Source organism: Alicyclobacillus sp. ALC3 (assembly GCF_028751195.1).
GTDB lineage: Bacteria > Bacillota > Bacilli > Alicyclobacillales > Alicyclobacillaceae > Alicyclobacillus_L.
Map to the genome: position 1 here is coordinate 3,948,015 of NZ_CP066784.1, position 12,539 is coordinate 3,960,553.

Consider the following 12,539-nt stretch of genomic DNA (forward strand, 5'->3'; position numbering starts at 1 on the left):
CACACGAAGTGAGGTGGTAGGAATGGGAACGGTCATTCGAGGTGGCACCGTAATCACGGCGTCTGACATTCAGCGTGCAGACGTGCTGATTGAAGGGGAGGTCGTGGTGGCTGTCGCCAAGCACGTCCCAGCGGCAGACCACAAGCTGATTGACGCGACCGGGTGTTACGTAATTCCTGGTGGAATCGACCCGCACACACATCTTGACATGCCCTTTGGCGGCACCGTGACAGCGGACGACTGGCGGACCGGCACGACGGCCGCGGCGTACGGCGGCACGACGTCGATTGTCGACTTCGCCCTCCACACAAAGGGCGACACGCTGGCGAGCGCGATTATGGAGTGGCACGGCAAGGCGGACGACAAGGCAGTGATTGATTATTCCTTTCACGTGATGGTCGGAGACATGAACGAGCAGGTGATGAACGAGATCCCGCACATCGTGGAAGACGAAGGAGTCGCGTCCTTCAAAGTCTTCATGGCGTATAAAAACAACCTCCAGGTTGACGATGAGACGCTGTTCCGCACGCTGCGCCTCGCTTCCGACAGTGGCGCGCTGGTGCAGGTGCATGCCGAGAACGGGGACGTCATTGATGTGCTCGTCAAAGAGGCGCTGGCACAGGGCCACGTCGAGCCGAAGTACCACGCGCTGACGCGCCCGCCAGAGGCCGAGGGAGAGGCGACGGCCCGGGCGATTCGGCTCGCGGAGATTGCCCGTGCGCCACTCTACGTTGTCCACGTGACCTGCGCCGAGGCTGCCGAAGCGATCAGCGACGCGCGGCGGCGCGGCCTGCCAGTGTTTGGCGAGACCTGTCCGCAGTACCTGGTCTGCGACTACACCGACTACGAGCGCCCGGGCTTTGAAGCCGCCAAATACGTCATGTCGCCGCCTCTGCGCGACAAGTCAAACCAGACCGTACTGTGGAACAAGCTGCGCAGCGGCGAGTTGTCCGCGTTTGGCTCCGACCAGTGTTCCTTTAACCTGAAGGGTCAGAAGGAACTGGGTCTGCGGGACTTTTCGAAGATCCCGAACGGTTCACCAACGATTGAACACCGGATGATGCTGCTTTATCACCATGGCGTGAACGAGGGTCGCATTTCGCTCAACCGCTTCGTCGCGCTGACGTCGACGAACAACGCCAAGTTGTTTGGTCTCTTCCCAAGGAAGGGTACTGTGGCAGTTGGGAGTGACGCCGACATCGTGATTTGGGACCCGAACCAGGAACTGACGATTTCCGCAGAGACACACCATATGAACGTCGACAACAACATTTTTGAAGGCATGAAAGTCAACGGTGTCCCGCGGACGGTCCTGTTGCGCGGAGAGGTCATTGTGGACAAAGGTGAGTTCTATGGAACACCTGGGTCTGGGAAGTTCCTTCGTGCGGGCAAGATTGGGCGAAACGCACTGTAGCACGCGATGTACTAAGGAGGCAGAGCAAATGACATCCAAAGTCACTGTTGGACTCATCCAGGCACACCACGACACAGACGGTTCTCGTCCGGTGGAAGAACACAAACAGGCGGCGATTGAAAAGCACTTGAAACTGATTCATCAAGCGGCAGAACAAGGCGCACAAATCATTTGCCTTCAAGAGCTGTTCTACGGTCCCTATTTCTGCACAGAGCAGACAGCCAAATGGTATGATGCGGCAGAGAGGGTACCTGACGGGCCCACTATACAGCTGATGCAGGGGGTGGCAAAGGAACTAGGGGTCGTCCTCGTTGTGCCTGTCTATGAAGAGGAGATTCCTGGCGTGTATTACAACACGGCAGCAGTAATCGACGCAAACGGCAGTTACCTCGGCAAGTACCGGAAGCACCATCTGCCCCAGGTCCAGGCAGGACCGGAAGGATGTGGTTTCTGGGAGAAGTACTACTTCAAACCGGGCAACGGTGGTTATCCGGTGTTTGACACGAAGTTTGCGCGCATTGGGGTGTACATTTGCTATGACCGCCACTTCCCCGAAGGAGCACGTCTGCTCGGGTTAAATGGGGCGGAAATCGTGTTCAATCCATCTGCAACGGTTGCCGGACTGTCAGAGTATCTGTGGAAGCTTGAACAGCCCGCGCACGCCGTCGCCAACGGCTACTACCTTGGAGCCATCAACCGTGTTGGCCATGAGACTCCGTGGAACATGGGGGAGTTTTACGGGCAGAGCTACCTGGTAGACCCGCGAGGTGAGTTTGTCGCGATGGGCAGCCGCGACCAAGACGAGGTGGTCATTGGCGTGGCAGATCGTGATGTCATCAAACAGGTCCGTGACACCTGGCAGTTCTACCGCGACAGGCGGCCGGAAACCTATCAGGATATGGTAGAGTTACTGCCGTAACTGAGGAAAAATAAACAGTTGTCTCGAAAGGAGGCGGGGTCATGGCTACGCAGGTTCAGCAAGGCGATGTGTTGGTGTTGACGGAGGAGGCTGTGCGTTCGGTCGAAAGAAATCATTCCCTTTGGAACACAGACTTGCGGCCGAGTACGCGCGACGAGCACTCGTGGTCTGGCATGAAGTTCGCGTCGCTGTGGATCGGCATGTGCATCTGTCTGCCGACCTACTCGATGGCGAGCGGCTTCATTGCACTGGGCATGAACTGGTGGGAGTCTGTCATCACGGTATTGGTCGGCAGTGTCATCGTGCTCATCCCAATTCTCCTAGTTTCCCACGCAGGCACGAAATTCGGTATTCCGTATCCGGTCTTTGCGCGGCTGTGGTTTGGCAAGTGGGGCGCGCATATTCCAGCGCTTGCGCGCGCCATCATTGCGACCGGGTGGTTCGGCATCAACTCGTGGTTCGGCGGACAGGCGTTAGATGCCATTCTCACCCGTGTAATTCACGGTTGGTCGTCATTCGGTTTTCATATGGGTGTGTCGTTTCTCATCTTCTGGGCCATCAACGTCGCCATTGCCATGCGCGGCCCGCAGGCGATTGGTAAGTTGGCCGTGTTTGCGGCGCCGACGCTGGCTTTGGGCGCAGTCATTTTGCTCATCTGGGCTGCTGACAAGGCAGGCGGTTTTGGCCCGATGCTGGCTGCACCCGCCACAATCCACGGAGCGAAGTTCTGGGCAGCGTTTTATCCATCCGTGATTAGTGTCATTGCCTTCTGGGCGACGATGGCGCTCAACATCCCGGACTACACCCGTTACGCCAAGACGCAGAAGGGACAAGTACGGGGGCAAATCTGGTCGATGCCGCTGACCATGGCTGCGTTCGCATTCATCGGCATCGCTGTCACCTCTGCAACAGTCATTCTCTATCACCAGGCGATGTGGGACCCGGTCAGCCTGATTGCGAAGTTCCCGACCCTCCTCGTGATTATCTCTGGCATCGTCGTCATTCTAGCGTCTGTCACGATTAACGTTGGCGCAAACGTCATGGCGCCCGCTCGCGCATTCGAAAACTTGTGGCCGCGCCGTATCACATTTGCCATCGGCGCTGTCATCACGGGACTTCTCGCTTTTGGTATGCAACCGTGGTACGTACTCTCTGAGTTCAGCAATTACATCTTTAACTGGCTCGGGACATACGGCACTTTGCTTGGCCCGTTTGATGGCATTGCGATCGCTGACTACTGGCTGGTCCGCAGGCAGCGCTTGGACCTCGTGGCCTTGTACTCGACGAACAGCCGCTACGACTACGCCCGAGGGTTCAACTTGCAGGCCGTTTGGGCGCTCGTCATCGGTTGGCTGATCGCAGTCATTGGGCTCATCGTCCCAGCTCTACACTTTTTGTGGAGCGGCGGCTGGCTGTTTAGCTTGCTTGGTGGCATGATCGCATACGTGCTTTTGATGCGCGGCGACCGTTCCATTCTCTCTGATGCCGAATACGAGCGCATCACGCTGGTTCAACCGGCTGGGCACCTCGCAGGTGGACTTGCGAACGGGATGTCAGCGTCCAAGTAGGCGGATTTGAAAGTCGGTCAGTTAACCTGAGTGACGGGATTGCTGGGGCTGCCTCTGTAGGCGATTCACACGCCTGCCGGGACAGCTCCGTTTTCGTGACTGTGGGAGCAAGGGGAACGGACTTCTTGGCGCAATTGTGAGGTAGTAGGGTAAAATATAGCTTTGGAATGCATGCGCGCATCACTATCCAAGGAGGCGAGAACCGGTTTGAACACTTCCAGGGAAACTTCTCCGAGTAAAGCGGTTTTGGCCTTGGCGACGATCCAGTGGATTGCGTTTACACTCGCGAACGTCATTACCGTTCCGATTGTCCTCGGCCATGCCTTCGGACTGTCGCCGCATAATACAGGTCTTTACCTAGACCAGACACTAATCGCTTGTGGCGCGGTGGGGATTCTGCAAGTCCTGCTTGGCCATCGCTACCCAATCATTGAGGGTCCTGCCGGTACTTGGTGGGGAGTTACATTGGTACTGATTCAAATGACGAAAGAGACAGGTGGTTCGCTCCCGGACCTTCTGCGTCAACTTGAACTTGGCCTCATCGTAGCGGGTCTGGTGGCCGTATTACTCGCGGCGTTTGGTCTACTTGGATTTTTGCGGCGATTGTTTACGCCAATTGTCACTGGCACGTTTATGTTGTTGCTCTCGCTGCAACTTTCCCGCAGTATGGTCGCTGGCATACTGGGTCTCGACAGCGGTGGGAACGTCGTTCATGTGCGTATCGCAATCCTGGCAGTCTTGCTCATCGCGTTTACCGTCATCTTGATGGTCAAGGGTCCAGGCATGGTCAAGAGTCTCGCTGTCCTCATCGGCTTGGCGGTTGGTTGGGGCGTGTTTGCCATATTTGGTTTATCACCGGGAGCACCTGGGCATGCAGGCCCTGCTTTTGCACTGCCGCAGGTCTTTCCGTGGGGTACTCCACAGGCGCAGTCAGGAATCCTCATCACTTGCGCCATCACGATGGTCGTACTCATGTCCAACCTCATCACGAGCATCCAAGTGATGGGGAGAGCAAACCGTGAACGGCCTGATGGAGCAAGCTTTGTCCGAGGAACTTTCATGACCGGGTTCGGCACTGCGATTGCGGGCGCAGTGGGTGCTGTCGGCAACATTCCACTGTCTGTTTCGGCGAGCCTTGTGGACTTGACCGGAATTGGCGAACGGCTGCCGTTTTTGATTTCGTCGGTGGTCATCTTGGTGCTTGGAATGCTGCCAGCCGTAGGTCACTTTGCTGCGGGCTTACCGGCACCAGTCGGTTACGCAGTCTTGTTTGCGATTTATGGCCAATTGTTAGGTTTTGCTCTGCGAGATTTCAAGGGGTTGGCGCTCAATCAGAGAGACTTGTTCATCATTGGCATCGCGGTGCTGTCCGGAGTGGGGATATTTTTTGTACCGAGTACGGCGTGGAGGACTTTGCCGCCGATGGCAGCGTATCTTCTAGACAACGGCCTCATCGTTGGTGTGGTTTTAGTGCTCATCCTCGAGCACCTGGTGTTTCGCAAAGGCGCTTCACCCTCACCTTCACCCTCACCTTCACCTTCAACAGCCAGACCTGACTCGTAGTCTTCGACTATGGGCGCAAGGGGGACTAAAGCCCTGCGCCCATAGCCACAGATTCACTGCGTCTGCTGTCCGACTCCCTCGGTGGTTCTGTCCTGAAATACCTCGGGTTTGTCAGTCAGTTTCGGCAGCCACTGTTTCATGTCGCTGCTCTTCTCTTTATTGGCGACGAGTACCTGGTTATCGTGGCAGACAATAAGCAGGTTTGCCACATCGTATAAGTAGACTTCGTGCTTTGGCGCAAACACAATAGAGTTCTGTGCATCGAGTGACTTGACTTGTCCAAATGTGTGATTGCCGTTCTCGTCTTGGTTTAGCACGCGCTCGAGCGCAGACCAAGAGCCCAAGTCGTTCCAGGGGAAGAAGGCAGGGACTACAGCCAGATACTCATGAATGTTTTCCATCAGACCATAGTCGATCGACACCTTCGGCAGTGCTTCAAACACCGTCTCAGTGACCTGTGCAAAGCCGCGTTCAATCAAATCATAGTGTTGTGGCAGGTGCTCACGAAACGCGTTCACACCGACGTCACAGGGAATCGTGAAGATTCCGCAGTTCCACAGGTACCTGCCGGACCGAACCATCCGCAGCGCGACTTGCCGGGACGGTTTTTCGTGAAAACGCACAACGTTACAGACAGGACTGTCCGCTCGGTCGTACTCGATGTACCCGTACCCTGTCTCAGGGTAGTTTGGCACGATTCCGAACAGGGTGATGGCGCGGTGAGTCACGGCGTGATCGAGCGCGGTGTTGACCGCAGAACTCCACTCCACGCCGTCTTCAATGTGGTGGTCAGCGGGGCAAAACAGCAGAACATCAAACGTATCTTTCAGCTTGGACAGACACAGCGCTATGGCTCCCGCAGTGTCCCGTCGAGCAGGTTCGAGGACGATCTGCTCGCCTGTCACGTTCGGTAGTTGACTGAGGACAAGGTCCTGAAACGCCGCCTGCGTGACGATGAAAATTTGGTCACAGGTAAAGTGCCTGCGCAACCTAGCGTAGGTCTCTTGCAGCATGGATCGGTTTCCAATGAGGGGCAGAAACTGCTTGGGCAGTGAAGCGCTGGAGTATGGAAACAGCCGTTCCCCAGAACCGCCAGCCAGAATCACAGCACCGTTCATATCGTTCGTCTCCTTCAGGGCACAATTTCACGAGGCGAAATGGCTTGTCACACCGCACAAGTGACGAAGGTCTCGCTCTCTTGGCTGATTTTCCGATCAAGTACCTAGGGACTGCTGCTCCAGGGTCGCCGAACGCTCGGCGCTTTGAACCTGGGCCAAGACAGACGCCGCGAGCGCAGGGTTGGACATTGCGAATGAAATGTTCGCACGCAACCACCCTTCAAGTTGCCCAATGTCATGGCGGACGCCGTCGAACTGATACGCGAGAGCGCGACCGGACAACGCCAAGTTGCGAATCGCATCCGTTAACTGAAGCTCGCCGCCGTGACCCAAGGGGGTCTGTTCGAGCGCCTCGAAGATGGAGGCAGGCAGAATGTATCGGCCAAGCACAGCGAGATTCGATGGCGCAGCTTTCATGGACGGCTTTTCAAACACACTATGGACCGGAATGAGTCGATGCGGTGCATCGTCAGCATTGCCGACCGGATCGATTATACCGTATTTAGAAACATCACTAGCGGGTACGCGTTGTACCCCGAGCAAGACCGTTTCCGGATCATCGTAGACTTCCATCAACTGCTGAGTGACGGGGCATTCCGACTGAATGATGTCGTCGCCAAGCAGGACAGCAAAGGGTTCGTTTCCAACAAACGATTTTGCGCACAGAACAGCGTGGCCTAGGCCAAGCGGTGTCTTCTGGCGCACGTAGTGGATGTCGACTAGGTCAGAAATGGCCTTGACCTCAGTCAGCATGCTTGACTTTCGACTTTGTTCTAGGTGCAGTTCGAGCTCGGGAGAACGATCAAAGTGGTCTTCGATCGCTTTCTTCGTACGTCCGGTGATAATGAGTATCTCCTCAATGCCGGCGTACACAGCCTCTTCGACTATGTACTGAATGCAGGGCTTGTTGAGGATGGGCAGCATCTCTTTCGGAACTGCCTTTGTGGCAGGGAGCATTCTTGTCCCAAAGCCTGCCGCAGGAATCACGGCCTTACGGACTTTCATCTCCGTCACCTCAAATCTCTGTCGAAACACACGGCTCGTTAGACGCAGAGTCGGACTGCGTAACGTTTACACAAATCACCTCTATTATACACGCTTTAATCAATCTGGAAGAGCATCAGCGGCTACCAATTCTGGGGGAGGCATTCTGAGCATTCCTTCGGACTCCGAAAAGATGTAGAATAACGCTACCGCACAAGTTGCCTTTTCTCGGAGGGGTCGTCATGCCGCTATGGAAGCGAAATCTCTGGTTGCTCTGGTTTGGTTCACTTGTGACCAGTGCAAGTTACTCCATGGTAGTCCCATTTCTTCCCCTGTTTCTGCTCAAGATCGGCGTTCATCACCACACGTCGATGTGGTCCGGACTCATTTTCAGCAGTGCCTTTTTGACCGGAGCTCTGTCATCTCCGTTTTGGGGTTCAGTGGCAGACAAGTACGGGCGTAAGCCGATGATTATTCGCTCCGGGTTCGCGCTTTGCTTCGTTTACCTACTGACCGCGTTTGTTCAGCACCCGTGGGAACTGTTGGCTCTGCGCGGCGTTCAGGGTCTGCTCGCTGGGTTCATTCCGGGCGCCATCGCGCTGGTTGGCACCTCTACGCCGAAGCAAGACGTTGGCTATGCGCTGGCTCTGATGTCCACCGCCACGGCGACCGGGAGCATCCTTGGACCGCTCGTCGGCGGAGCGGTCGCAAGCTGGCTAGGCAATCGAGCCGCCTTTGCAGCGGCAGGTGTCCTTGTGCTCCTTGGAACACTGCTTGTTCTTGTCTGGGTCAAGGAGTACAACTTTGTCCCGGCGAAAACGCGCAGTTCAGTGATGGGCGCCATGAAGACGGCCGTACACAACCGTCCGCTGTTGGTGACTCTGATGATCACGATGCTGACTGCGTTCTCAATCATGACGATTGAACCCGTATTGCCGCTCTACATAGCGCAACTGGGTTCACATTGGCACGACATTTCTCTGCTTGCCGGCATCATCTTCTCACTTTCAGGCATCGCCAGTGTCATATTTGCCGCGCGCTGGGGACGGTTTGCCGATCGCGTTGGTTTTCGCAAGGTTCTGTTGATCGGGCTGATCGGCGGTGGCGTCGGAAATTTGGCGCAGTTGCCGTTTCATCAAATTTGGGGTTTTGCGACTGTTCGCTTTGTGTACGGGGCGTTTTTCTGTGCTGTGTTCCCGGCTATCAATGCGCTCGTTGTTCAGTCCACAGAACCGGAGTTTCGTGGACGTGCTTTTGGTCTTAACCAGACTGCCAATCAAATCGGCACGCTGTTTGGACCGCTCGTGGGCGGAGCACTCGCTGGGGCATTCTCGGTTCACAGCGTGTTCTGGGTTACAGGTCTCCTGCTCTTGGTCACGACGACACTGACTTACGTGACAGGACGACCGCAGCGTGGAGTTGGACGAGCTGCGGTCGCTGGTGATGTGCCGCCAAACCACGCAGGCTAGCGCCTCCACAGCAGTATTCAGTCCGGTTCGTCGAGCGACGTCGGTTGCCATGTTTCTACAGTGCTGGCGAGGTCCGGGTCTACGATGGAGATGTAAACGTCCGGAAGATTCATGGCGTTCATCTCGGCCACAGACACGTGCTGGTCGTAGAACTGAGTCGGTACCTGGCCGTACACCCTGTCAATGTCTCGAATCAACTGGCTCAAGTCAATCCCCGCGTACACCGGTAAGTGCGGGAGCAAGTAACTTTTCGCCCGCTGCCACATGCGGTAACCGCCGCGTACATTGCCACTGTGTAAGTGGTAGAGGCAGACAGCCGCCTGAATGAGTCCTTTGAGCAGTTGCGGACGGCCGCTGTCAAGCCATAGTGACTCTCCGTACTCGTGGCATGTGAAGTAATCTTGGGTCACGTTAAAGCAGTAGAGGTAGGATATGAGTCGGTCATCGGGCAAGTGCTGCACAGGCTCACCTCCTCTGCTTTTCACTCATGATATCATGAGCGTAGTGCGGCCCTTAGCGGGACAATCGCAAACTCGAACGTAAAGTGAGGTCGAATCTAGACAATGGAGTCTCGACACAAAGTCATCCTCGACGTGGACACAGGCGTGGATGACGCCCTAGCGATTCTGTGTGCGGTACGGTCACCTCAGCTTGACGTCATCGGCATCACGACTTGCTTTGGCAATGTAGATGTAGAGACAGCAACGCACAACACTCTGGCTGTCCTCGAGTACGCTGAACGGACTGATATTCCCGTCTATGTCGGGGCGGAGAAGCCTCTGTTGCGGGAGTGGGGCGGACCGGTGCCGTGGATTCACGGTGACAACGGCCTCGGCGACGCTGAACTGCCACCTCTTCGCCGCTTGGCACAAGATGAGTCCGCTACAACATTCATTCACCGTATGGTCACGGAACACCCTGGCGAAGTTACGCTCATCCCTGTGGCGCGGATGACGAATATCGCCAACGTGTTGCAATTTGATCCGACCATTGCCAGAAAGCTGAAACGCATCGTCATGATGGGGGGCGCAGCGTTTTGCCCCGGAAATGTTGGGCCTTTCGCGGAGGCGAACATCTGGGGTGACCCCGAAGCGGCCCACATCGTGTTTCACTCAGGAGCTCCCATCACGATGGTCGGTCTTGACGTGACGATGCAGGCGCGCTTGACTTCCAAACAATTGGCTACCCTGAGTGAGAGTCGTTATTCCGAGTTCCTGAAAGAGGCAGTGTCGTTTTACATCAACGCTTACGAGCGGACGCAGGCACAGGGCGGTGACGACAGTTGGTGCGCGTTGCACGACCCGCTGGCTGTTGCGATGGTGGACGACCCGACTCTGTGCGAAGTCAAAGACTACTACGTCGACGTTGAGACACACGGCTTGTTGACGGCGGGGATGACGGTTGTCGACGCGCGCGCCGTGCCTGAGCACAGGCCGAATGCGTCCGTATGTGTCGGTGTTGACGCGCCGCGTTTCTTACAGTGGTGTGCCGAACGGCTCGGTTTTGAAGTGTAAGCGGGGGTCTGCCAACGTGGCGAGCGGTCGAGTCTTGCACACGCGAGGGAGGGAAAGCGATGACTACAGTACTCGTGACGGGGTTTGAGCCGTTTGCGGGGGAACCGGTAAACGCTGCATGGGAGGCAGTTAGTGCGCTCCTCAGTCAGGACCGAGCAGACACCGTAGACATTTCCAATCCTGTAGCCACCCGCTCCGGTGTACAAATTTATGTACGGCAGTTGCCGACTGCGTTCGGTCAGGCACGCGATATCCTGACGAAAGCGATTGAGCAGGTTCGACCTCAGGTCGTCGTCTGCTTTGGTGAAGCAGGCGGGCGTAGCGCCATCTCGGTGGAGCGAGTCGGCGTAAACCTCGACCACGCCCGAATTGCGGACAATGCCGGCAATCAGCCCGTAGAGACAAAGAGCGTAGAGGGTGCGCCGGACGCTTATTTTAGTCGGCTGCCGGTAGGAGATTTAATCGCTCACCTCCGAGGGGCTGGGCTTCCGGCGGAGGAATCCTGGTCGGCGGGGACCTTTGTGTGCAACCACGTCCTGTACGGACTTATGCATCTGCTGCAGACAAAGCCTTGGTCTGACGAGTGTGTGGCGGCTGGTTTTGTTCACGTGCCGTATTTGCCAGAGCAGGCAGCGCGGCACGAAGGACAGCCATCGCTTGGTCGCGAAGAGTGCGCACGCGCTGTAGGCAGCATCGTTGACTACCTGGTGGAGTGGGTACAGAGGAGCGTGCAACCGTGAGTGAATGGACTTGGTTACACGCCGTCTTTCCGCTCGCCGATGTCGAACTGACAAAACCGCCGCTTGAACCCCAAGCTGCGAATGTACTCGTGCGTACGGTCCGTCGAGTGCCAGAGAGTGAATTCACCGAGGAAATGACCGGAACAGAGGTATACGAACTGCGTGTGGCCCCTCACAACGTCGCCCCGTTTCGTGGGGGTCCCTGGCGGCGAAGATTTGTGAGAGAAGAGTTGGAGACGCCGGGTGCAGCTCTGTCGGACTTTCGAGAGCGCCTCGCCGAGGCTGTGGAAACAGCGAGGTCCGAATCTAGGCAGTGAACAACGCCTCACACTCGTCCCTGCCAGCCGAGTCGTCCGTCGCATAAGATGGGACGAACTAGGCCGGAAAGGGGCGATTCTTATGACCACAGCAAGGCGTCTAGCCACACATCGTGCCAACCGCCGCAAACCGGAACTTGGCAAGTACCTGCTCTACTTGCACTTCGCGAAGGATGCAAAAATCCGCAAATACTTGCCGGAGACGAGCCGGTATTCGGTCAACACTTTGAAGAACTACATGAACCGTTTCACGTCGGTGTATGTGAAGCCGTCCGGGGGAAGTCGCGGACAAGGCGTGTTAAAGGTTTGGAAATCGGACAGAGCGGTGTTTGTACAACACACAAACCGGCCGCCGAGGAAGTTTCCGGGCGTCGATGCTGCCGCGCGGTTTGTTGACCGGCAACGCGCAGGCCGCGCGTATGTGGTCCAACATGGAATCGCGCTGGCACGTGTGCAAGGTTCTCCGTTTGACATCCGCGTGATGATGCAAAAAGAAGTCCCCGGTGGTAAATGGCTGTATTCAGGCATGGCGGCAAAAGTTGCAGGGAAGGGTAGTGTCGTAACCAACGTAGCGCTCAGTCACGGTCGGGTGATTCCTGTCGCCGTTGCGCTGAGGCAGAGTTTTGGCTGGTCAGAGGAACGGATTAAACGCTGCATCGATGAGATGGTTTCGCTTGGCCTGCGCGTAGCCCGTCACTTTGACACCTATCAACCGTACCGTGAAATTGGTCTCGACGTAGCCGTGGACACGAGCGGCCGGGTGTGGTTAATAGAAGAGAACACTGCCCCGAGTCACCCGCTATTCAAGAAGATGACTGACGACCTTGTGCCGTATCGGCGAATCCAATACCGTTGGGGGCGATATCAACGGGGACTCCACAAGAGGACCACGTCGTCTCAAAAAGTCCACAAATAGTGTGTCGAAATCCCTCC

Annotated in this window: 12 protein-coding genes; 9 read left to right on the top strand and 3 right to left on the bottom strand. The window is 56.4% G+C overall.

The window, feature by feature from the left end:
* The first annotated feature begins 22 nt into the window (after positions 1–22).
* The 4 genes from hydA to JC200_RS18150 all read left to right on the top strand — a co-directional run bounded on the left by hydA (position 23) and on the right by JC200_RS18150 (position 5,464).
* Entirely contained in the window at positions 23–1,414 is a 1,392-nt protein-coding gene (gene hydA, locus JC200_RS18135; protein ID WP_274433114.1) for a dihydropyrimidinase, read from the top strand.
* A 28-nt stretch (positions 1,415–1,442) separates the two neighbouring features.
* Positions 1,443–2,333 carry a nitrilase-related carbon-nitrogen hydrolase gene (locus tag JC200_RS18140; protein WP_274433115.1) on the top strand — a complete coding sequence of 297 codons (891 nt, stop codon included), beginning with the start codon at positions 1,443–1,445 and terminating at the stop codon, positions 2,331–2,333.
* 41 nt (positions 2,334–2,374) lie between these two features.
* Positions 2,375–3,901, top strand: a complete 1,527-nt coding sequence (locus tag JC200_RS18145; protein ID WP_274433116.1) for an NCS1 family nucleobase:cation symporter-1 — start codon at positions 2,375–2,377, stop codon at positions 3,899–3,901.
* A 207-nt stretch (positions 3,902–4,108) separates the two neighbouring features.
* Complete coding sequence (locus JC200_RS18150) at positions 4,109–5,464, top strand: purine/pyrimidine permease (RefSeq protein WP_274433117.1); 1,356 nt, start codon at positions 4,109–4,111, stop codon at positions 5,462–5,464.
* A 53-nt stretch (positions 5,465–5,517) separates the two neighbouring features.
* Here the strand turns inward: JC200_RS18150 and JC200_RS18155 are convergent, their stop codons facing one another.
* Positions 5,518–6,582, bottom strand: a complete 1,065-nt coding sequence (locus tag JC200_RS18155; protein WP_274433118.1) for a mannose-1-phosphate guanylyltransferase — start codon at positions 6,580–6,582, stop codon at positions 5,518–5,520.
* A 96-nt stretch (positions 6,583–6,678) separates the two neighbouring features.
* On the bottom strand, positions 6,679–7,587 hold the full coding sequence (gene galU / locus JC200_RS18160) for a UTP--glucose-1-phosphate uridylyltransferase GalU (RefSeq protein WP_274433119.1): 909 nt from the start codon (positions 7,585–7,587) through the stop codon (positions 6,679–6,681).
* A gap of 221 nt (positions 7,588–7,808) precedes the next feature.
* On the opposite strand from galU, the gene JC200_RS18165 reads away from it, so the two are divergent.
* Positions 7,809–9,035 carry an MFS transporter gene (locus tag JC200_RS18165; RefSeq protein WP_274433120.1) on the top strand — a complete coding sequence of 409 codons (1,227 nt, stop codon included), beginning with the start codon at positions 7,809–7,811 and terminating at the stop codon, positions 9,033–9,035.
* Positions 9,036–9,052: 17 nt separating this feature from the next.
* On the opposite strand, the gene JC200_RS18170 is transcribed toward JC200_RS18165, so the two are convergent.
* A complete protein-coding gene (locus tag JC200_RS18170) occupies positions 9,053–9,496 on the bottom strand; it encodes a DUF309 domain-containing protein (RefSeq protein WP_274433121.1) in 444 nt (147 codons plus the stop codon).
* 102 nt (positions 9,497–9,598) lie between these two features.
* On the opposite strand from JC200_RS18170, the gene JC200_RS18175 reads away from it, so the two are divergent.
* From JC200_RS18175 to JC200_RS18190, 4 genes are all read left to right on the top strand, one after another.
* On the top strand, positions 9,599–10,549 hold the full coding sequence (locus tag JC200_RS18175; protein ID WP_274433122.1) for a nucleoside hydrolase: 951 nt from the start codon (positions 9,599–9,601) through the stop codon (positions 10,547–10,549).
* Positions 10,550–10,608: 59 nt separating this feature from the next.
* Positions 10,609–11,289, top strand: coding sequence for a pyroglutamyl-peptidase I (gene pcp, locus JC200_RS18180; RefSeq protein WP_274433123.1), 681 nt, complete (start codon positions 10,609–10,611; stop codon positions 11,287–11,289).
* On the top strand, positions 11,286–11,606 hold the full coding sequence (locus JC200_RS18185; protein WP_274433124.1) for a hypothetical protein: 321 nt from the start codon (positions 11,286–11,288) through the stop codon (positions 11,604–11,606). Before pcp ends, JC200_RS18185 begins: the two co-directional genes overlap by 4 nt.
* 82 nt (positions 11,607–11,688) lie before the next feature.
* A complete protein-coding gene (locus JC200_RS18190; protein ID WP_274433125.1) occupies positions 11,689–12,522 on the top strand; it encodes a YheC/YheD family protein in 834 nt (277 codons plus the stop codon).
* Positions 12,523–12,539 lie beyond the last annotated feature (17 nt).

Excerpts from the sequence above, each read along its gene's own strand:
- JC200_RS18165 (WP_274433120.1), top strand. The coding sequence starts at position 7,809 with ATGCCGCTATGGAAGCGAAATCTCTGGTTGCTCTGGTTTGGTTCACTT.
- JC200_RS18140 (WP_274433115.1), top strand. The coding sequence starts at position 1,443 with ATGACATCCAAAGTCACTGTTGGACTCATCCAGGCACACCACGACACA.
- JC200_RS18190 (WP_274433125.1), top strand. The coding sequence starts at position 11,689 with ATGACCACAGCAAGGCGTCTAGCCACACATCGTGCCAACCGCCGCAAA.
- JC200_RS18155 (WP_274433118.1), bottom strand. The coding sequence starts at position 6,582 with ATGAACGGTGCTGTGATTCTGGCTGGCGGTTCTGGGGAACGGCTGTTT.
- pcp (WP_274433123.1), top strand. The coding sequence starts at position 10,609 with ATGACTACAGTACTCGTGACGGGGTTTGAGCCGTTTGCGGGGGAACCG.
- JC200_RS18175 (WP_274433122.1), top strand. The coding sequence starts at position 9,599 with ATGGAGTCTCGACACAAAGTCATCCTCGACGTGGACACAGGCGTGGAT.
- galU (WP_274433119.1), bottom strand. The coding sequence starts at position 7,587 with ATGAAAGTCCGTAAGGCCGTGATTCCTGCGGCAGGCTTTGGGACAAGA.
- JC200_RS18145 (WP_274433116.1), top strand. The coding sequence starts at position 2,375 with ATGGCTACGCAGGTTCAGCAAGGCGATGTGTTGGTGTTGACGGAGGAG.
- hydA (WP_274433114.1), top strand. The coding sequence starts at position 23 with ATGGGAACGGTCATTCGAGGTGGCACCGTAATCACGGCGTCTGACATT.